The 18,722-nt window shown below is 61.7% G+C and carries 18 protein-coding genes and 5 tRNA genes; 18 read left to right on the top strand and 5 right to left on the bottom strand.

Annotation, left to right across the window (positions count from 1 at the left end):
- The first annotated feature begins 29 nt into the window (after positions 1 to 29).
- From H8S62_RS03325 to hslO, 3 genes are all read left to right on the top strand, one after another.
- Positions 30 to 341, top strand: coding sequence for a YerC/YecD family TrpR-related protein (locus H8S62_RS03325; protein ID WP_155149381.1), 312 nt, complete (start codon positions 30 to 32; stop codon positions 339 to 341).
- On the top strand, positions 328 to 1,077 hold the full coding sequence (locus H8S62_RS03320) for a class I SAM-dependent DNA methyltransferase (RefSeq protein WP_186918444.1): 750 nt from the start codon (positions 328 to 330) through the stop codon (positions 1,075 to 1,077). The genes H8S62_RS03325 and H8S62_RS03320 overlap by 14 nt, the downstream gene beginning before the upstream one ends.
- Before the next feature lie 68 nt (positions 1,078 to 1,145).
- Positions 1,146 to 2,021: an Hsp33 family molecular chaperone HslO gene (gene hslO, locus H8S62_RS03315; RefSeq protein WP_186918443.1), complete on the top strand. Its 876-nt coding sequence runs from the start codon at positions 1,146 to 1,148 to the stop codon at positions 2,019 to 2,021.
- 69 nt (positions 2,022 to 2,090) lie between these two features.
- Here hslO and H8S62_RS03310 read toward each other — a convergent pair whose 3' ends face one another.
- Positions 2,091 to 2,270: a hypothetical protein gene (locus tag H8S62_RS03310; protein WP_155149387.1), complete on the bottom strand. Its 180-nt coding sequence runs from the start codon at positions 2,268 to 2,270 to the stop codon at positions 2,091 to 2,093.
- A gap of 222 nt (positions 2,271 to 2,492) precedes the next feature.
- On the opposite strand from H8S62_RS03310, the gene H8S62_RS03305 reads away from it, so the two are divergent.
- The 5 genes from H8S62_RS03305 (at position 2,493) to H8S62_RS03285 (ending at position 3,110) form a co-directional block, all read left to right on the top strand.
- Positions 2,493 to 2,568 (top strand) — tRNA-Val (locus H8S62_RS03305).
- Positions 2,569 to 2,716: 148 nt separating this feature from the next.
- Positions 2,717 to 2,793, top strand: a tRNA-Asp gene (locus H8S62_RS03300).
- Positions 2,794 to 2,796: 3 nt separating this feature from the next.
- Positions 2,797 to 2,872: transfer RNA gene (locus H8S62_RS03295), tRNA-Phe, on the top strand.
- A gap of 42 nt (positions 2,873 to 2,914) precedes the next feature.
- Positions 2,915 to 2,990: transfer RNA gene (locus tag H8S62_RS03290), tRNA-Gly, on the top strand.
- A gap of 46 nt (positions 2,991 to 3,036) precedes the next feature.
- Positions 3,037 to 3,110: transfer RNA gene (locus H8S62_RS03285), tRNA-Cys, on the top strand.
- A 391-nt stretch (positions 3,111 to 3,501) separates the two neighbouring features.
- Here H8S62_RS03285 and H8S62_RS03280 read toward each other — a convergent pair.
- The gene (locus H8S62_RS03280; protein ID WP_186918442.1) at positions 3,502 to 3,930 is read right to left on the bottom strand and encodes a DUF6465 family protein; all 429 of its coding nucleotides are present in this window, start codon (positions 3,928 to 3,930) and stop codon (positions 3,502 to 3,504) included.
- A 397-nt stretch (positions 3,931 to 4,327) separates the two neighbouring features.
- On the opposite strand from H8S62_RS03280, the gene H8S62_RS03275 reads away from it, so the two are divergent.
- The 9 genes from H8S62_RS03275 to H8S62_RS03235 all read left to right on the top strand — a co-directional run bounded on the left by H8S62_RS03275 (position 4,328) and on the right by H8S62_RS03235 (position 14,289).
- Positions 4,328 to 5,230 (top strand): response regulator, encoded by a 903-nt coding sequence (locus tag H8S62_RS03275; protein WP_186918441.1) that lies wholly within the window; start codon positions 4,328 to 4,330, stop codon positions 5,228 to 5,230.
- The gene (locus tag H8S62_RS03270; RefSeq protein ID WP_155149395.1) at positions 5,227 to 6,048 is read left to right on the top strand and encodes a sporulation initiation factor Spo0A C-terminal domain-containing protein; all 822 of its coding nucleotides are present in this window, start codon (positions 5,227 to 5,229) and stop codon (positions 6,046 to 6,048) included. Before H8S62_RS03275 ends, H8S62_RS03270 begins: the two co-directional genes overlap by 4 nt.
- A 1,098-nt stretch (positions 6,049 to 7,146) precedes the next feature.
- Complete coding sequence (locus H8S62_RS03265) at positions 7,147 to 7,887, top strand: hypothetical protein (protein ID WP_186918440.1); 741 nt, start codon at positions 7,147 to 7,149, stop codon at positions 7,885 to 7,887.
- 25 nt (positions 7,888 to 7,912) lie between these two features.
- Positions 7,913 to 8,119, top strand: coding sequence for a hypothetical protein (locus H8S62_RS03260; RefSeq protein WP_155149399.1), 207 nt, complete (start codon positions 7,913 to 7,915; stop codon positions 8,117 to 8,119).
- Positions 8,120 to 8,272: 153 nt separating this feature from the next.
- On the top strand, positions 8,273 to 9,667 hold the full coding sequence (locus tag H8S62_RS03255; protein ID WP_155149401.1) for an alanine/glycine:cation symporter family protein: 1,395 nt from the start codon (positions 8,273 to 8,275) through the stop codon (positions 9,665 to 9,667).
- Between the two features lie 122 nt (positions 9,668 to 9,789).
- On the top strand, positions 9,790 to 10,527 hold the full coding sequence (locus H8S62_RS03250; protein ID WP_155149403.1) for a DUF4241 domain-containing protein: 738 nt from the start codon (positions 9,790 to 9,792) through the stop codon (positions 10,525 to 10,527).
- Positions 10,524 to 12,608, top strand: coding sequence for a suppressor of fused domain protein (locus tag H8S62_RS03245; RefSeq protein ID WP_186918439.1), 2,085 nt, complete (start codon positions 10,524 to 10,526; stop codon positions 12,606 to 12,608). The genes H8S62_RS03250 and H8S62_RS03245 overlap by 4 nt, the downstream gene beginning before the upstream one ends.
- 553 nt (positions 12,609 to 13,161) lie before the next feature.
- Complete coding sequence (locus tag H8S62_RS03240) at positions 13,162 to 13,941, top strand: SDR family oxidoreductase (RefSeq protein WP_186918438.1); 780 nt, start codon at positions 13,162 to 13,164, stop codon at positions 13,939 to 13,941.
- A 15-nt stretch (positions 13,942 to 13,956) separates the two neighbouring features.
- On the top strand, positions 13,957 to 14,289 hold the full coding sequence (locus H8S62_RS03235; RefSeq protein ID WP_155149409.1) for a hypothetical protein: 333 nt from the start codon (positions 13,957 to 13,959) through the stop codon (positions 14,287 to 14,289).
- A 346-nt stretch (positions 14,290 to 14,635) separates the two neighbouring features.
- Here H8S62_RS03235 and H8S62_RS03230 read toward each other — a convergent pair whose 3' ends face one another.
- From H8S62_RS03230 to H8S62_RS03220, 3 genes are all read right to left on the bottom strand, one after another.
- Positions 14,636 to 15,175, bottom strand: a complete 540-nt coding sequence (locus H8S62_RS03230; RefSeq protein ID WP_186918437.1) for an NUDIX hydrolase — start codon at positions 15,173 to 15,175, stop codon at positions 14,636 to 14,638.
- Positions 15,176 to 15,249: 74 nt separating this feature from the next.
- Positions 15,250 to 17,010 (bottom strand): CvpA family protein, encoded by a 1,761-nt coding sequence (locus H8S62_RS03225; RefSeq protein WP_155152926.1) that lies wholly within the window; start codon positions 17,008 to 17,010, stop codon positions 15,250 to 15,252.
- A 137-nt stretch (positions 17,011 to 17,147) separates the two neighbouring features.
- Positions 17,148 to 17,729 carry a hydrolase gene (locus H8S62_RS03220; protein ID WP_186918436.1) on the bottom strand — a complete coding sequence of 194 codons (582 nt, stop codon included), beginning with the start codon at positions 17,727 to 17,729 and terminating at the stop codon, positions 17,148 to 17,150.
- Between the two features lie 188 nt (positions 17,730 to 17,917).
- Between H8S62_RS03220 and H8S62_RS03215 the strand changes: the two genes are divergently transcribed.
- On the top strand, positions 17,918 to 18,595 hold the full coding sequence (locus tag H8S62_RS03215) for a TIGR00266 family protein (RefSeq protein WP_155149417.1): 678 nt from the start codon (positions 17,918 to 17,920) through the stop codon (positions 18,593 to 18,595).
- Positions 18,596 to 18,722: the final 127 nt, after the last annotated feature.

Raw genomic sequence — 18,722 nt, 5'->3', positions numbered from 1 at the left:
AATAACAAAACAAAGGAGGCATCCGTCTCATGACCAAAGGCGAGAAACGGGAGCAGAGCGATATTCTCTATGAGACCATCCTCACCCTCAAGGATCTGGACGAGTGCAAAAAATTCTTTTCCGACCTGTGCACCGTGGCGGAGCTGCGGGCCATGGAGCAGCGGTTTGAGGTGGCGCTGCTCCTCTCAGACGGGATGATCTACAACGATATCCTGGAGCGCACCGGCGCGTCCAGCGCCACCATCAGCCGGGTCAACCGCTCCCTCAACTACGGCGCAGAGGGCTATACCACCGTCCTGCCCCGGGCCAAGGAGAAGCTGAAGGCCGATGGAAAGCTATGAGTTCCTGGCCGGGTGCTACGATGAGCTGACCCAGGACGTGGGCTATGCCCGCTGGGCGGACTATCTGGAGCGCCACTTTGCCCGCGGCGCGCTGAGGGTCCATACGGTGCTGGACCTGGCCTGCGGCACGGGAAGCCTGACAAGGGAACTGGCTTTACGCGGCTATGAGATGATAGGTGCGGACCGCTCGGAGGAGATGCTCTCCCGGGCGGCGGAGAAGTGCAGGGGGCTCGCCGGCGAGCCCCCCATTTTCCTGCACCAGCCCATGGAGAAGCTGGACCTATACGGCACCATCGACGCCTGCGTCTGCTGCCTGGACAGCATAAATTACGTCACCCGCCCCAAGATACTGCAAAAGGCCTTTGAGCGGGTCCATCTGTTTCTCATGCCGGGGGGCCTCTTCCTCTTCGACGTCAACACCCCGGAGAAGCTGAGGAACCTGGACGGGCAGATGTTTATCGACGAGACCGACGACGCATACTGTGTCTGGCGGGCGGAGTACTCGCCGCGCCGCCGCATCTGTACCTACGGCATGGACATCTTCCGCCGGGAGGACGACGGCCGCTGGGCGCGGGGGGAGGAGCTCCACGAGGAGTACGCCTATGAGCCGGACGAGCTGGAGGAGTACCTCCGCGCCGCGGGCTTCCGCCGCATCAGGCGGTATGGGGAGCTGAAAATGCGCCCGCCCGGGCCCGGCGAGGAGCGCGTCTTTTTCGCTGCGCGGAAGGACGGATAGGGCAGGGGGGCCTGCCCCCGCCGCCTGATTGACGCACGCTTTTTACAAATGGAAGGATGAAGCATTTCATGGCAGACCGGATCATTCGCATGCTGGCCAAGGACGCGCCCGTGAAGGCGTCGGTCATCACGGCCAGGGACCTGGTGGAGCGCGCCCGCCAGATCCACCTGACCCTCCCCACCGCCACCGCGGCCCTGGGGCGCACCCTCATGGCGGCGTCCATGATGGGCAACCAGCTCAAGGAGGAGGACGGCTCCATCACCCTGCGCGTCAAGGGCGACGGCCCCCTGGGCGCCATCACCGTGGTCTCCGACAGCGCCGGGAACGTCCGGGGCTATGTCCAGGACCCCGCCGTGGACCTGCCCCTCAAGGCCCCCGGAAAGCTGGATGTGGGCAGCGCCGTGGGCGCGGGCTCGCTGACCGTGATTAAGGACCTGAACCTGAAGGAGCCCTATGTGGGCACCATCGAGCTGCTCTCCGGCGAGATTGCCGACGATATCGCCGCCTATTTCTCCGAGAGCGAGCAGATCCCCACCGCCTGCGCCCTGGGCGTGCTGGTGGATACCGACCAGTCCATCGCCTGCGCCGGCGGGTATCTCATCCAGCTCCTGCCGGGGGCGGAGGAGGAGGTCATCTCCGCCATTGAGCGGGGCGTTATGGAGGTGGGGCCGGTCACCGAGGCCCTGAGGACCGGGATAGGCCCCCGGGAGCTTCTGGAGCGGGTCCTGCGGGACTTCGAGCTGGAGGCGGTGGAGGAGTCTGACGTGGAGTACCGCTGCTACTGCAGCCGTGAGCGGGTGACCAGGGCCCTTATCAGCATGGGCAGGGAGGAGCTGCGCTCCCTCATTGAGGAGCAGGGCCGCGCGGAGCTCACCTGCCAGTTCTGCGACAAGGTCTACGACTACTCCAGGGAGGAGCTTGAGGAGCTGCTCGCCTCCCTGTAGCGCAGAAAAACGCCGCCCCCGGAAGCAGTCCGGGGGCGGCGTTTTTGTCTATGTCCGGCGGGGCGGGGCTCAGCCCACCCGCGCGCCCCGCTCCTCGTCCAGGTAGCGGAAGGCGGCGCCGCAGCGGCAGCAGAAGTCCCGCTCCGTGCGCTGGGCGGTCCAGCAGTGGGGGCAGGTGAGCGTCTTTACCCCCCGGGAGGGGAGGAGGATATCGCTGGGACCCACATTCTTACTGTGTTGAGACCTCATAAGCAGCTCCTTTCCGGCAGGGATGAATTGCCGTTCTCTCTTCGGGTATACTGTACCACAGGGGCGGAATGGGGCGGTATGACAGATGTCACACCTGTAAAAAAACAAGCAGTCCCAAGGGTTTGCGGATTTTTGAGAAAAAATCGGTAATTTAGTGTTGACATCCGGTACTCGTTTTAGTATAATAACTTTCGCCGCGTATGACAGATGAGCGGCCAACAGGGGAGCATAGCTCAGCTGGTAGAGCGCATGCCTTACAAGCATGATGTCACAGGTTCGAGCCCTGTTGTTCCCACCATAGACACATCGCTTTTCTGCGGAAAAGCGTTCGCTGCGCGAAGGATGTGTCTTCCAGGGGGAACCTTGTTCCCCCTAGATACGGGCCGTTGGCCCGATACCCCTTCTGCCCTACGGGGTGGAACAGGGAAGGGGTTACCTTTACAAATGGCGTGGTAGTTCAGTTGGTTAGAACGCCGGCCTGTCACGCCGGAGGTCGAGGGTTCAAGTCCCTTCCGCGTCGCCATTTGCCTCTGTAGCTCAGTTGGTAGAGCAGGGGACTGAAAATCCCCGTGTCGCTGGTTCGATTCCGGCCGGAGGCACCATTTCTCTCTGAATTGCATAGAGTGATTCAGAGAGAAGCCCATGCGGGTGTAGCTCATCTGGTAGAGCGCCACCTTGCCAAGGTGGAGGTAGCGAGTTCGAGCCTCGTCACCCGCTCCATGTACAAATGATAACAGGAGCAAGTTGTTGCTCCTGTTATCTATATGGCGACATAGCCAAGTGGTAAGGCAGAGGTCTGCAAAATCTCCACCCCCAGTTCGAGTCTGGGTGTCGCCTCCAAAAAGAAAGACATTCCTTCGGGAATGTCTTTCTTTTTGGGTTTCGCCGCCTTTGCGGCTCCACCCGATTCATTTTATCTGCTCGGGGCGAGTGAATCGCCCCGGCATCAAGGTTTTGGGCCCCAGGCCCAAAACGCTTGTACGGCGCAAAAGCGCCGCCCCGCCGTGCGGGGCCCCGGAGGGCGCCATTCATAGCGTGAAGATTTTACAAAAAGAAGGACACGACATAGTCGTGTCCTTCTTTTTGGATTTCGCGCCGCATTGCGGCGCTCCGCCCGTTTGATTTTACCGGCCCGGGCGCAATGGATCGCCCCGGCGTCAGCTTTTCCGCCGGCGGCAATTTGCCTGCCCCGCCGCAAGTGCGGCGGGGCTTCCGCCTTCATTGCCGCAGCTTAGAAGCTGAACTTGCCCACGGACTCGCCGTTGATGACGCAGTAGACCGCGCCGTCCTCGGGCTTCACGTAGAGCTCCATGGTCTTGATGGCCTCGGTCCGGCCGGCCTGGGCCCAGACCCTCTCCGCGCCGGCTAGGATGTCGGCCTGCATGACCTGGCGGCCCTGGTACTCCACCACGATGTTGGCCTTGGGGGCGGCGGCCTTCTTGGCGGCGGGCTTTTTCTCAGCGGGCTTTTTCTCGGCGGCCTTCCTGGCGGCGGGCTTTTTGGACTCGGCCTTGGGAGCCTCGGTCTTAACCGCGGCGGGAGCCTCGGTCTTAACCGCGGCGGGAGCCTCGACCTTGACGCTGGCGGCCTTTACGGCCTTCTCCTCGGCGGGCTTAGCGGCGGCTACGGAAGCCTCGGAACGCTTCGGCGCAGTAGTCATTTGAATCACTCCTATAAAAAATGGGGTTTACTATTTCGCTATCGTATTTATTCTACAGCAAAACGGCGGGAAATGGCATATGTGAAATGTAAGAAATTTGAAGGGAATGGAAATAGGAATTTGGGTACTATGGGTGAAAACAGGTGAATCCCGGCCTGGAAACGCGGTCAGGGAGCGAAAACAGGGGATTTGACCGCCGCGGAGCGCCGTCCGGCGGGGGAGAGGGCGCGCCCGGCCGGAATGTCCGGTTATGTCGATTTTGAAAGCGCAGGTAATATGTAGAAATAGAAAAAATACGGACGTTTTTTAGACATAAAAGGACAGTTGCCGAAAAAATATTGATTGGATATGTGGAATATGCTAGACTTAGCTCGAAATTTGTAAAAGGAGCGCGTACATGGATACGGAGAACAAAATACGCATTTTGCTGGTGGAAGACAATCCGGATGACTGCAAGTGGTATCAGAACTGCTACAGCGTGATACCGGGCGTGGAGCTCTCCGTGGTCAATACCATGACGGAGGGCGTCCGCGCCGTGCGTGAGCGGCGGCCGGACGCCCTGATTTTGGATCACCAGCTCACGGAGGGGAAGAGCAGCATCGACCTTTTGGAGGAGATACGGACCTTTGTCAATCTGGACGAGATCCCCTCCGTCACGCTGATGCGCACCGGGAGCGGCCCGGTGGAGGATATCTATACCATGGACTACGGCACCGCGTATGTCTGGCACAAGGACGATACGGGCTACGCCCAGACCGGCCCCTACGAGGTGCTCTCCCTGCTGCGCAGGTGCGTTCCCAAGGCCCGGCGGCGGAGGAGGATGCGCGAGCAGGGGATTGCGGTGCCCAGGCAGGTGGGCTGGGCCTTTGACGACGATGAGACTCAGCTCTGCCTGATATCCGAGTACCTGGCGAAATATGTGAGCTGGGAGCAGGGGGACATGCAGCACGTCTATGTCGCCAAGGGCATTCAGCACCAGATCCACATCGGCGGTATCCTGGTGGAGCTGGAAAATAAAATTCTGCCCCTGCTGGAGCAGGAATTCAAGGGGGCCACCCGCGGCACCATCCGCAAGGGGATGCAGCGCTTTGTGGAGGCGGCGACCAGCGAGGAGGAGCGGCGGACGATGATGGCGGACTACAGCGAGGGTGAGCGGCGGGCGCTCCGGGTCCCGGGGGAAAAGCCCGAGCGGATTCGCAGCGGCAGGACCATCCGGCCCTTCATCTGCCACTGCGCCTGTGAGCTGCGCATCATGTACGGCTGGCGGGCCAAGGGGACCGGAGAGGAGGAGACGAAATGAACCGTGAATTTGACGGGGAGCAGCCCAAAATGCGCATCCTCCTGGTGGAGGACGACGCGATGGAGCGGGAGAAGCTGCTGGCCTGCCTGGAGCAGGCGCCCGACGTGAAGGTGATCGACTGGACCGGGTCCATGAGCGAGGCGCTCCATCTGACGGAGGTCCAGCGCCCGGACGCGATTATTCTGGATATCCGCCTGGACGAGGGGGACGGAGTCTCCTTCCTGTATCATTTAAAGGAGCTGGATATGATCCGCCGCCCCTACATACTGGCCACCACCTGGACCAGCGACAAGGCGACCATCCGCAGCATCCTCGACAACGGCGTGGGGTTCGTGCAGGTGAAGTCCCAGCCCGGCTATCAGGAGAAGGGGCCGGAGATGGTGCTGAGCACCCTGCGCAGGATGCGGCCCTACTTCGGCTTTGTGGACAAGCCCCAGGGGACCCAGGTGAACACCTCCGGCATGACGGTGCTCGACCCGGACTCCGCAATGCGCCGCCGCATTGCGGAAAAGCTGGGCCGCATCAACGTAAAAATCGGCACCGTGGGGCACACATACCTGGTGGAGTCGATCCTGATTGCCAGCAAGAATAAGAGCGGTGTGGTGGATATGGAGAACGAGATATACCCGGAGCTGATGAATAAGTACCGGGTGACAAAATGGAGCATCGAGCGGATCATGCGGGATAGAATTGAAAAGACGTGGAAGAAGACAGCGGTGGAGATTTTGGAGCAGGAGTATACCCAGCAGGTGGACCCGGAGAAGGGAAAGCCGGAGCTGAAGGAGTTCATCTCCTACTATGCCTCACTGTTTCGCTGATGCCTACATGGGGAGAGGACCCGGTCCGCAAGGACCGGGTCCTTTTTTATTACTCAATCGATAGTTTGTGTATTTTTTAACTATCAAACGGTGATATTTTCTGATCAAGGCGAAATTCGCCTTTTTTCCTGTAACAGAAAGCGACATGAAAGTGTGCAGAGGAGCGCCCCGGAACCTGCGGGAAGGGAGTTGACATAATTTAGCAGGCCAAATCAGAAATAATGCGACATATTCTGGATGATTCAGGGCGGATTTTTTAGACATGGGTATCCCTTCCAACTGTGTTAGTTTTTTGTGCGGCAGCTGCGAGAGACTGACACGGAAGGAGGGAAGGCCTTATGTGGGATGGATTCTGGGAGTTTGTCTATAACTATATCCGTGAGCACGGTTAATCCCTACATTGATGGAGGGGTATGGCATTAATACCCCTCCATCTAATCAATGTACCGTCTTAAACTGCCCTTTCATGTGATAATAGATTATCAAAAGAATAGTGAAAGGGGAAAGTGAATGATGGGTTTTCTACGGATGATAGATGCCTTAATTCTATGTGCAACTTTACTAATTACACAGCGTATTATATACCCCAAGGCAGTGGGTGGGATTTTTGCAAGGATATCTACACTTTTTATTATCTCAAGCATTAGATTTATTTTTCGAAGTGTTGGGGCAGAACCCTTCACCACGATTGCGGTTGTACTTGTATGTACTGGCTGTATCGCAGTAGGAAAAAGAGGCGATTTCCTAGAAGGAAGTGTTGCAGTACTTGAATGCTATTTAGCAGCAAAGGCACTTACTTGGTTCGGTATAATTGTTGCTGCATTTTTTGTTTATCCAATTACGGGTGCTGTTGGTTATAATGCAGCCATGCTAATAGTACGGGTTATATTTCATGCGCTAGCTTTAGTAGCATTTGCAATCGGAGTCCGAGCGACGAATTTTAAGTTGGATATTCGTAACCATGTTAAAGCAACAGTCATTTGTACAGCGTTACTGTTGATCGTCTCATTTTGCATTGTTGAGCAGCCATTTGAGGCGGTTGGCGAACAATTTTTTGGCTATGTCCTATGGGTTTTATTTGTATCTATAGGAATGCTGGTGGCGGCTACAATCCTGGACAACAAGGACGGCAAGAAGGAACGTAAGCTGTTAACCGAACACGAACAATCCGAAGCGGGCCGCATTGAGGCGGAAGCCGCCCACAGGGCCGCGGTCAAGGTCAGCCACGACATCAAGGAGGATCTCCAAAAGCATTTGCGGGAGTACCGAATGGAGGCCGCGTCCGACGCTGCGCCCGAGCTGCCCGGCAGGGTAGTGGCGCAGACGTACAGGGATATGGAGCGGCGCACGTCGCAGGAGCTCCGCGACGGAAAGAGGCTCCCCCGCACGGGGGTATCCGCCCTGGACGCACGTCTTATGAGGTCGCTGGCCCTGGCCCATGGGCTGGACGTGGACCTCGACCTCATGGCCCTCGCCCCCATCGGCGGGGCCGTCGGGAGGGGCGTCACGGCGGACGCGCTCGCGGAGGCGGTCGGCGGTGTCGTGGACGGCGCGGCCCGGGCTGCGGCCGCGTGCGACAACCCGGTGCGGCGGGTTCTGCTCACCGTCGACATGGCAGGCGACCTGTTCCCCAGCATTCGGATTGAGAGCACCAGCGCGCAATTCCCGGAGCCGGACATTTTGAAGGCCGTCTCACAACTGCTCTCCCCCGGCGGCGTGAGCATTGAGATCAGCGCCGATATGTTACCCGGCGATATTTATGAAAAGACCGTGCATCTGCTATTTGACGGAGAGGGGAGACGTGTGGGCTCCGGCCTCTCTGAAACTGCAGCGGTGTAAATTACGATCGAGGAGGACGAGGAATATGTATGAGGTGGTTCCCGAGATACATTCGGGCGAGGAGTACGGACTGGGCGTCTATCAAACCTACGCGCTGAGGGCTCCATCCGGATACGTCGTGCACGACGTTACCACATACGCCAGGAGGCTGGAGGGGTTCGCATCGCGCCTGAATCGATTTCATGCGTCGGAAATCCACCTGCTTGACCTGATTTACGATTTTATCGCCTGACCCGGCGCCGGCTTGAAAAGGAGCGTACCGTCCGAAACGGTACGCTCCTTTTTGAGCCGGAACGGGATGATCCGCGCCGCCGGACGCCATGTCCCCTGTGCGGGCATGAAAAGAGTGAGACGGGCATACCTCTTGTAGTAAGGGGGAATGGACATGGCTTTTTTGGCGCGGGTGGGGGACTTTATCTGGAATCCCTGGCTTCTGGGCCTCTTTTTGCTCACGGGGCTCTATTTTTCCATCAGGACCGGCTTTTTTCAGGTATTTGACATCGGGCTGTGGTTCAAAACCACGCTGGGCTCTATTTTAAAGCCCTCCAAACAGAAAAAGGGCGGGGGCATCACCCAGTTCCAGGCCCTCTCCACCGCCCTGGCCTCCACCATCGGCACGGGCAGCATCGCCGGCGTGGCCACGGCCATCTTCTACGGCGGGCCGGGCGCGGTCTTCTGGATGTGGGTCTCCGCCTTCCTGAGTATGATGACGGGCTGCATCGAAAAGACCCTGGCTGTGCGCTACCGGGAGCCGTCTCCCGAGGGCGGCTGGCAGGGGGGGCCCATGTGCTATATGGAGAAGGGCCTGCACAGCCGCTTTCTGGCGGTGCTCTTTTCGGTGTGCTGCGTGTGCGCCTCCCTGGGGGGCGGGAACCTGGTGCAGTCCAACTCCATCGCCACCGCCCTGGAGCACAGCTTCGGCTGGGACCGGCTGGCGGTGGGGGTGGTGACCGCCGTCCTGACGGGAATCGTGATTCTGGGCGGCATCGGCCGCATCGGCAAGGTGAGCGAGAAGCTGGTGCCCGCCATGGCCCTGCTCTTTATCGGCGGGGGCGCGGTGGTGCTGGCGGTCAACGCCGCCGCCCTGCCGGGTGCGCTGGAGAGCATCGTAATGGGGGCGGTCGCCCCCAAGGCCGCCCTGGGGGGCGCTCTGGGGTACGGCGTGGCGGCGGCCATGCGCTTCGGCGTGGCCCGGGGGGTGTTCACCAACGAGGCGGGCATGGGCTCCTCCGCCATGGCCCACGCCGCGTCCGACGTGAAGGAGCCGGCGGAGCAGGGCATGTGGGGTGTGTTCGAGGTCTTTGTGGCCACGCTGGTGGTCTGCTCCATCACCGCGCTGGTGATTCTCACCACCGGGGTCTACGACCCCGCGGCCGCCCTGGCGGCCATCGAGGGCGGCGCGGTGACCAACGCCATGCTGGGCGCGCCCCTCTCCGCCGCCGCCTTCGGGACGGTGTTCGGCCGGTGGGGCGGGGTGTTCGTGTCGGTGTGCCTGCTCCTGTTCGCGTTCACCTCCCTGCTGGGGTGGAGCTACTACGGCGAGCGGGGCCTCTCCTACCTGACGGGCACCACGCGGTGGAAATGGCTTTACCGGGTATTTTTTATGGTGATGGTGGTGCTGGGCAGCGTGGGGGATATGTCCTCCATGTGGCAGCTGGCGGACATCTTCAACGGCCTGATGGCCCTGCCCAACCTGGCGGCGCTGCTCCTGCTGTCTCCCGAGGCGCTGCGCCTCCTGGGGGAGTGGAAGCGCTCGCGGAGGAGGGTGCGGGGGCGGTAGGCCCCGCACCGTCGGGGGCGGGGGACAGGGACGGCCCGTGGGGTTTTTCTGGTATTTCAGGGTGGGTCGTGGTATGATAGGGACAGGTTTGTTGTACCTGTGAAACCAAGGAGGAAAACGCGATGCCCACCAAAGAATGGCTTGCCGAATATGAGAAGAAGCGGGCCTTTACCCGCTGCCCCAACGATTTGAACGCCTATTTCACCCTGGACATGCTGGCCGGGAAACGGCTGGACCGTCTGAGCCTGGGGCCGGTCTCCCTGCCCACGGGGCGGGTGCTGGTCCGGGACCCCCTGGTCTACCTGGACGATGAGGAGGAGCCCTACTTCCAGACCGTCCCGGCGGGGGAGTACGAGGCCGTGGCCTGTGTGGTGGTCCCGGCGGACGGGGACTGCGCGCGGTACGCCGCCGTCCGGGTCTGCTTCACCGACGCGCCCGCCGTCCGCTTTGAGGAGGCCCTGCTGGGCAGCGAGGACCTGAGCGCCTTTGAGGATGGGGAGTACTTCGGCTTCAACGTGGACGCGGGCCTGGCCTGCATCTGCGACGAGGCCGCCCGGGACGCCTTCTGCGTCTTCGCCGCGCTCTGGAGCGACGCCCACCCGGAGGAGAACCTCTATGACGATTACTTCGCCGCCCTCTTCGCGGAGAACTATAGAAAGCACCCAAGGTACCAGCGGGAGGGGGGCGACTGGCTCAACTGGGAGGTCCCCGGCGCAAGGCTCCACATGCCCATCTTCCAGTCCGGCTTCGGCGACGGAACCTACCCCGTCTACTTCGGGTACGACGGGGCGGGGAACCTCTGCCAGCTCGCCGTCCAGTTCATCGACATTGAGATGGCCTACGGGGAGGAGCGGGCATGACCTTTCTGGAGCAGCTTGACCGCTGGCATGAGGACGACGAGCACGAGAAGATTGTGGACGCTATCCTGGCGCTGCCCCCCGAGGGGCGCGGCTACGATCTGACCGGCCGCCTGGCCCGGGCGCTGAACAACCTGAGCCGGGAGGCGGAGGGGCTGGCCGTCCTGGACGGCGTGGCGGAGGAGGGGGAGAACGACCCCCTCTGGCACTACCGCCGGGGGTATGCCCTCTACTACCTGGACCGGGAGGCGGAGGCCAAGGCGGAGTTTGAGCGGGCCGCGGCCCTGGACCCCGGCGACGCCGACAGCCGGGAGTTTATCCGCATGTGCGACGCCATTCTGGAGCGGGAGGCGGCCGGGGACAGCCCGGAGCTCTACGGCGAGGCCGAGCTGGAGGCCCTGGACCGCTTCATCACCGGGCGCTTTGGCCCCTATGAGAGCGTCTTCCACGAGCTGGCCTCCCCGGACATCCACGTGGACATCTGCGTCATCCCGCCCCGGCCGGAGCGGAATTACTACACCCTGGTCACCATGGGCATGGGGGCCCACCGCATGGACGTGCCCGAGGGGCTGAGGGACAGGAAGCTGGAGCGGGCGGAGATGGTGGTATGCCTGCCGCCGGACTGGCCCCTCAGCGACCATGACGAGCGCTGGTACTGGCCCCTGCGGTGGCTGAAAATTCTGGCCCGCCTCCCCGGCGAGCAGGACACCTGGCTGGGCTGGGGCCATACCGTGAGCAACGAGGAGCCCTTCGCGGACAACACCGGGCTCTGCGCCGTCATTCTGGACGTGCCCCGGGCCTTCGGCGGGGAGGCCTTCTGCTGCCCGCTGCCCGGCGGGGACGAGGTGAATTTCTACCAGTATGTCCCCATCTACCAGGAGGAGCTGGACTACAAGCTCTCCCACAGCGCCGAGGCCCTCTTCGCCCGGCTGGAGGGGGAGACGGAGGTGCTGGACCCGGAGCGGGAGAATACCTGCGAGGATTTGGACGGGGACGGGGAGGAGGGCCCCTCCTTCCGGGAGCGCTCCGACGCCTTCTGGGAGTGGTTCGGCGAGCAGGAGGAGACCCTCTCCGACATGGTGGAGCACCGGGAGGCCCACGAGGCGGAGGAGGTGATCGGCCTACTCGACCAGGGGGTGGGCCTCATCTCCCCGGACCTCCACTTCAACGTGGGGGGCGACCATGAGTTCACCTTCACCGCCGAGGGAGGCGGGCACCTCTTCTACCTGATGCCCTGGCTGGTGGCCCGGATGCCCGGGGAGTACGAGGGCAAGTGGCATTTCTCCCCCTGGATGCGCAGCAGCAAGGGGAAGCAATTCAGCCTCTCCATCCACGGCGTGGAGGCCGGGGTGGACGAGGTGCGGGTCAGCGCGGAGTACGACCCCTCCACGGACCGCTTCGGCATCCGCTTCTGGCACGGGGGACTCTGCGCTCTGGATGGGGCGAAGGGGTACAACGCCTTCTTTTTGCTGATGGAAAACTGCATTGGCGAGGGGCTCTCCTATCTTTATATAGGAGAGGTCGCCAGGGCCGAGGGGCCTGAGGAGGGCATGTTCCCCCTGGCGGAGCTGGAGGACCGTATGGCCGACGTCCTGCGCCGGGCGGGGAAGAAGATGTTCACCCGTCCGGACCGGCGCTACACGGTCTACCAGGTGGCGATGGACGACCGCGACGCGCCCCGGTACGACATCACCATCGGCGACACCTGCTGGTCCGAGCTGGTGAACGCCTACTACCGGGACGACACGCAGCTGCCCGACGCGCTGGAGGCCTGCGGCGCCCGGGCCGTCTACCTCTCCTTCCCGGTGGAGGACGTGGCCGAGGGCCAGTCCCCCCTGGATGTGCGCCACGAGCTGGAGGAGCTCATTGAGAGCGAGGTTCTGGGCGAGCGGGGCAGCGGGGAGGAGCTGGGCATCCTCCTGGGCGCCGCCATGGGCAGCGAGCGGGCCTATATCGATCTGCTGCTCTACGACGAGGCCGCCTTCTGGGACGAGATCGGCGCCCTCCTGGGCCAATACCCCTACGATTTTCGCATCTCCGACTTCCGCCCCGGCGGGGACGGAGAGGAGGACGGGGCGTTTTAAGGGTTCCCATGCGCCCAGCGGACGCCACAGGATACTGTCCTTCAGAGCCGGTCCTCAATCTGGGGAAGAATCCCCGTTCAGAGGCTGCCGCGTCTCCCGAGGGGGCTTCTCCGCCGGCGTGGGCACTGGCACTGAATGATATTTCAAATTGACAAACGCGGGGCCGCCCTTGACAGGGCGGCCCCGCGTTTGTCAATCGAAGGCGGCGGATGGACCGGAGATGCGCGGAAGGTGCGGCGGGATGACTGTGTGAAAAGAATGACGTGCACGTGCACTAAATTTGAGATGTTTTAGTCAATTTTATAACAATAATTCCGTATTGTTATAAAAATATCGCATTTTTTGGGTGAAAACAGCCGAAACTTCGTCAAAAAATAAATTAGACAAATTGACAAATTTATCACAGAAAATATGTGTATTTTTTTGTATGATGACCACAAAGCAGCCGATGAAAACGGGAACGCATTTTGTCAACTCCCACAGTTTACTTTTTCCATTTTTGCCATCAGGATAAGAGTCAGCAAGAGCAACATTGAACTGGAGGTAATAAGACATGGGAATCTATGTAGTGACCGGCGGCACCAGCGGCATCGGCGCACGGACGGTAGCCATTCTGAAGGAGAAGGGCCACGAGGTGGTCAACATCGACCTCAAGGGCGGCGACATCAACGCCAACCTGGCCACCCGGGAGGGCCGGGAGAAGGCCGTCAAGGAGCTGCACGACAGATACCCCGACGGCATCGACGCCATGATCTGCAACGCCGGCGTCTCCGGCGGCTGCGGCAACATCCCCCTCATCATCTCCCTGAACTACTTCGGCGCCACCGCCATGGCCCAGGGCGCCCGGGACCTGCTGGAGAAGAAGCACGGCTCCTGCGTGGTGACCTCCTCCAACTCCATCGCCCAGGGCGGCGCCCGCATGGACGTGGTGGGCCTGCTGAACAACCAGGCCGACGAGGAGCGCATCCTCAACCTCATCAAGGACGCCGACCCCAAGACCGGCCACACCTTCTACGCCGCCACCAAGTACGCCCTGGCCCGCTGGGCCCGCCGTGTGTCCGCCGACTGGGCCGCCCACGGCGTGCGCATCAACGCCGTCGCCCCGGGCAACGTCCACACCGCCATGACCGACAAGCTGGAGGGCGCCCACCGGGTGGCGGTGGAGGCTCTGCCCGTGCCCCTCAACTACGGCACCAAGGACCTGATGGACCCGCTGGACATCGCCAACGCCATCGCCTTCCTGGCCTCCCCCGAGGCCCACGGCGTCTGCGGTGTGGTCCTCTTTGTGGATGCCGGCACCGACGCGCTTCTCAACTCTGAGAAGGTCTATTAAGGGAGGGATATTGACATGATGATTTGGGATTACATCAACGCCATGGAGAACAAGGACTATGTGGCCCTCTCCAAGTGCTTCTCCGAGAACTGCCGCCTGTTCGACTACTGCCCCGGCAACATCGGCCAGGAGAATTTCTTCATCTACGGCCAGCGGGCCATCGATATGTTCTACCACAATAAGTTTGTCCTGGGGGGGCTCTCTATTGTGGACCCGTTCATTGTGGACGAGCGTACGGTGAACTTCTACGCCACCTACGGCGGCGTCATCCTCCACGCCGTGGCCACCATCGAGTCCTATGACCACAAGACCGGGCTGATTCAGGAAATGGTCATCCGCCCCGCGTAACGGGAAGCGCCGAGCGCCCGTGAGCAGGGGACTAAGCCGGGAGCGGAACGAAAAATCTCCAGGCGGCTTGCGCAAGCCGCCTGGAGATTTTTTGTGCAGTCGTACGGCTTGGGACCCGTCGCGGAGGGTGCGAAGCGTGACAAGGAAGCGCGAGCGCAGGCGCATAGGGACGGATGGACCAGAGCGGAGGGGAAAGCCGGAAAAGGCCGGCCCCCGCAAGGCGTTGTCCGGGTTTGCCCGGAGTCATCGGGAAGCCGTCCCGTATGATGCGCCCAACGCGAACGTGACAGGGAAGCGCGCCTCTTGAGCCGTAGATAGCCCGCAGGCCGGCGGACTGACCGGGACCTTAGGCCTCCGGCAGCCCCATCTCTCTGAGCGCGGCCTCCATCAGCGCCCCCTGGCGCACCAGGCGCTCCGCCACGGGGCGGGCAATCTGCCCGCTGCGAATCATGTCCGCCACCTCGTCACGCCCGGCCCAGCGGGCGCTCACGGTCTCGCCCGGCTGCATCACCAGGTCTGTGAGGGGCGCGTCCTTCATCAGCAGGTAGAAGTCCATATGGCAGAAGGGCGCGTCGAAGGGCTCGGCGGTGGAGCAGAGGTAGCGCAGCTCCTCCGGCGCGGCCCGGATGCCCGTCTCCTCGAAGAGCTCCCGCACCGCGCCCTGGAGGCTTTCCTCCCCGGCCAGCACCGAGCCGCCGGTGCATTCCCAGAGGTTGGGGTATTTCTGCTTCTCGCCGCTTCGGAGGGTGAGGAGCAGCTCGCCCTTCCGGTTCACCGTGCACACCTCGGCCACCAGGTGGAATTCACCGGGGGAGAGGGGCTCGCCCCGGACGTGGGTGCGGTTCAGGGGGCGGCGGTGCGCGTCATACAGGTCCCAGAGTTCCATCAGATTTCCTCCCAGTCAAAAAAGCGGTATACAAAGCGGCCCGGTCTGAGACCGGGCCGCCGTTTGCCGAGCTGTTATCTGCCCTTGCGGTCCAGGGTGACGGAGTAGCCGTCCAGGATGAGGGCCGCGGAGCCCTCGGGCAGGGGGGCATGGTCGATGGTGACGGCGTCGCCCAGATCCAGAATCACCGCCACGTCGTTGTCCTTGGCGGAGAGGGAGTAGTACATGTCGTCGCCCCGCAGGCGGATGAGGTAGCGGGTGTTGCCGTCCACCACCTCGGAGCGGAGGTCGTCGATGACGCCGGAGACGCTGGTCTGGGGCAGTGCCTCGGGGACGATGACATTGCTGTCGGCCAGCATCTGGACGTACTTGGTCTCGCAGGCCGCCACCGACGCGTCGGTGGCCACCAAGGTGCTGTACTGGGAGACGTTGACCATGGCGTACTGCTTGACCAGCGCGCTGTTGTCCTTGAGGGCCATAAAGTAGGTGGGCTGGCCGGAGATATTGAGGAGGATGGGCCAGGTGGCGGTATACCCCAGGTCCTGGACCACGCCCATGGCGGAGTTCCTGGCGGCCTGCTCGGTGGCGCCCGGGGCGGTGTAGAACTTGGTCTCCTTGGTCCGCTGGTTGCAGAGGAGGAAGCCCAGGTTGGACTGGTCGCTGGTGGCGGAGGTGACGCCGGAGTAGACGTACACATCGTCGTTCATGGCGATGTAGTTGTCGCCCTCGGTGACCACCTTCACGTCCCGCTGGCCGAAGACCGAGTTGATGAAGCCGTGGACCAGGGTGCCGTAGTAGTTGTACTGCTCCATAATGAGGCTGTCAGGGTAGACGTGGTCCACCCACTGAGGGATGTCGGCGCTCTCGTAGTAGGTGCTCTCGCCGGTGACGGCGTTCATCAGCACCGCGCCGCTCACGTCGGTGCCGCCGAAGAGGCCGATGGTCTTCACCACCCGGGGGCAGATCCACCAGGGGTCGCCGTTCTCGTCGATCTCAAAGGAGGGGGTGGCGAACATGAAGGTGGGGTACTGGAAGCGCAGGTGGCGGTATACGTTGCGGTTGAGGGGCTCGGAGGGGGAGAACTTGATCCCCTGGCCCTCGGGCAGGCGGACCACCTGGACCTCCTGGGACACCATGTCCACCACGATATAGGCGGGCAGGCCCTGGGAGCGGTTGGTAAACCACTTGATAAGGTCGGCGTACTCCAGAGGGGCCACGCGGACGGGGCGGCCCTGGTAGTTGATCTGGGTGTACTCCCCGGCCACCTCGAACTGGCTGACCATGTCGGGGATGGTGCCCATCTGGGTGGTGCCCAGGCGCTTGGCGGACTCCTCGTCCAGCAGGGGAATCTCGTCGAAGGAGATCTCCGCCACGTCGGCGGCGAAGTTGCCCGCGGGCAGCTCCTGCACGTCCAGCAGCTCCCGGTAGGACCCGGCGCGGAAGATGGGGGCCGAGATGATGGAGCCCACCAGGGCCACCACGATCAGCACGCCCAGCAGGATGCCGATGGGCAGGCACTGGCTCTTGATAAACCTGAAGTACTCCTTCACCTTTCCGCCGTCGATGTTGACCACGCCGCCGGTGACGGTGGCGGCCTTGCCGCCCTCCAGGTGGAAGCCGGAGGTGATGAAGGCGCAGACGATGTACACCACGCAGAGCAGGCCCACGAAGAAGTAGAAATCGCTGGACTGGAGGTTCAGCGCGGGGAGGGAGACGTAGAAGTAGATGAAGCCCACGACCAGCGTAACCGCCAGGTTCAGCGCGATTTTGCCCAGCTTGCTCCTGGGCGCGTGGAGCTTACCCTTGCCCTTGGCTTTCGCTTTCTTTTGTTCCAATTTACAATTCTCCTTACCAAATGGTGAATATGGACAAAATATAGTATAGCCTAGTTTGCCGTGCAAAGCAACAAAGGGAAAAGCCCCCAAGATTAAAATTACATAAAAAAGGCGGCCACAGGCCGCCTTTTTGGGAATTACAGGGCCGCAAGCTCGGCCTCAACCGCCGCCTCGCCGGCCTTCATGGCCCGGAGGGTCCTGTCCAGCAGGTCCGTAAGCTCCCAGCCCAGCAGCTGCGCGCCCTGGGTGATGGTCTCCCGGGAACAGCCCGCGGCAAACTTCTTGTCCTTGAACTTCTTTTTCAGGCTGGACACCTCCATGTCCTGGGTGCTCCTGGAGGGGCGCATGAGGGCGGCCGCGCCGATGAGGCCGGTGAGCTCGTCGGCGGCGAAGAGGACCTTCTCCATCTCGTGCTCCGGCTTCACGTCCGCGCCGGTCATACCCCAGCCGTGGCTCACCACGGCGCGGATGAGGGCCTCGTCCAGGCCCTGCGCCTCCATCAGCTCCCGCACCTTGACGCAGTGCTCGTCGGGCCACAGCTCGAAGTCCAGGTCGTGGAGCAGACCCACCGCGGCCCAGAAGTCGGCCTCGCCGCCGTAACCCAGCTCATTGGCGTACCAGCGCATGACGGCCTCCACGGTGAGGGCGTGGCGGCGGTGGAAGGGTTCCTTGTTGTACTCTTTCAGCAGGTCCAGCGCCTGCGCGCGGGTCAGTTCCATTATTATCGCTCCATTCATAAGGTTTGGCATTTGGTATAATGCAATAGTTTAGACGCTTTTCCCGCCCAGGTCAACACCTAACCGCATCTGCAATGGAAGGCGGTTTTACTTGTGGTATTTCGCTTTCCGTAGTATAATTGTACAAAGAACCCCATATTAAAATCAAAATGAAACAGGAGGTTGGAGAGATGAAGTATCAAGTAATCGGCGAGCCGATGCCCGTTGTGGTGTGCGAGCTGGAGGGCGGGGAGTCCATGATCACCGAGCGGGGCTCCATGTGCTGGATGAGTCCCAATATGGAGATGCAGACCTCGGCGGGCGGATTCGGCAAGGCCTTCGGGCGGATGTTCTCCGGCGAGTCCATGTTCCAGAATATCTATACGGCCAAGGGCGCGGGCATGATCGCCTTCGCCTCCAGCTTTCCCGGCTCCATCAAGGCCGTGGAGATTACCCCCGACCGGCCGGTGGTCGTCCAGAAGAGCGGCTTCCTGGCCTCCGAGTCCGGGGTGGAGCTTTCGGTCTTCTTCCAGAAGAAGGCGGGCGCGGGCTTCTTCGGCGGCGAGGGCTTTATCATGCAGAAGCTCTCCGGCCATGGGACGGCCTTCCTGGAGGTGGACGGCTACGCCGTGGAGTACGAGCTCCAGGCCGGACAGCAGATTGTGGTGGACACGGGGAATCTGGCTATGATTGACGCCACCTGCTCCATCGATATCCAGACCGTCAAGGGCGTGAAGAATGTGCTCTTCGGCGGGGAGGGGATGTTCAACACCGTGGTCAGCGGCCCGGGCAGGGTGGTGCTTCAGACCATGCCGGTCAGCGGCTTCGCCTCGGCGCTGGCGCCCTTCTTCAACACGGGCAGCAAATAATTGCCCGATGCGCCCGGCGGCGGAGGCTTCCGGCCTCCGCCGCCGGGCGCAAAAATTTCCTTTTAATTTTCATTTTTCTCTTGACTCGAACAGGAAAAGTGGTTATAATAATCAACGTTGCTTCGGC

It is taken from the genome of Lawsonibacter faecis (genome assembly GCF_014287675.1).
Classification (GTDB): Bacteria; Bacillota; Clostridia; order Oscillospirales; family Oscillospiraceae; genus Pseudoflavonifractor; species Pseudoflavonifractor faecis.
This window is presented reverse-complemented; position numbering and strand designations above follow the sequence as displayed.

Coding starts and splice junctions, on each gene's coding strand:
- H8S62_RS03325 (WP_155149381.1), top strand. CDS start 30: ATGACCAAAGGCGAGAAACGGGAGCAGAGCGATATTCTCTATGAGACC.
- H8S62_RS03320 (WP_186918444.1), top strand. CDS start 328: ATGGAAAGCTATGAGTTCCTGGCCGGGTGCTACGATGAGCTGACCCAG.
- hslO (WP_186918443.1), top strand. CDS start 1,146: ATGGCAGACCGGATCATTCGCATGCTGGCCAAGGACGCGCCCGTGAAG.
- H8S62_RS03310 (WP_155149387.1), bottom strand. CDS start 2,270: ATGAGGTCTCAACACAGTAAGAATGTGGGTCCCAGCGATATCCTCCTC.
- H8S62_RS03280 (WP_186918442.1), bottom strand. CDS start 3,930: ATGACTACTGCGCCGAAGCGTTCCGAGGCTTCCGTAGCCGCCGCTAAG.
- H8S62_RS03275 (WP_186918441.1), top strand. CDS start 4,328: ATGGATACGGAGAACAAAATACGCATTTTGCTGGTGGAAGACAATCCG.
- H8S62_RS03270 (WP_155149395.1), top strand. CDS start 5,227: ATGAACCGTGAATTTGACGGGGAGCAGCCCAAAATGCGCATCCTCCTG.
- H8S62_RS03260 (WP_155149399.1), top strand. CDS start 7,913: ATGTATGAGGTGGTTCCCGAGATACATTCGGGCGAGGAGTACGGACTG.
- H8S62_RS03255 (WP_155149401.1), top strand. CDS start 8,273: ATGGCTTTTTTGGCGCGGGTGGGGGACTTTATCTGGAATCCCTGGCTT.
- H8S62_RS03250 (WP_155149403.1), top strand. CDS start 9,790: ATGCCCACCAAAGAATGGCTTGCCGAATATGAGAAGAAGCGGGCCTTT.
- H8S62_RS03245 (WP_186918439.1), top strand. CDS start 10,524: ATGACCTTTCTGGAGCAGCTTGACCGCTGGCATGAGGACGACGAGCAC.
- H8S62_RS03240 (WP_186918438.1), top strand. CDS start 13,162: ATGGGAATCTATGTAGTGACCGGCGGCACCAGCGGCATCGGCGCACGG.
- H8S62_RS03235 (WP_155149409.1), top strand. CDS start 13,957: ATGATGATTTGGGATTACATCAACGCCATGGAGAACAAGGACTATGTG.
- H8S62_RS03230 (WP_186918437.1), bottom strand. CDS start 15,175: ATGGAACTCTGGGACCTGTATGACGCGCACCGCCGCCCCCTGAACCGC.
- H8S62_RS03220 (WP_186918436.1), bottom strand. CDS start 17,729: ATGGAACTGACCCGCGCGCAGGCGCTGGACCTGCTGAAAGAGTACAAC.
- H8S62_RS03215 (WP_155149417.1), top strand. CDS start 17,918: ATGAAGTATCAAGTAATCGGCGAGCCGATGCCCGTTGTGGTGTGCGAG.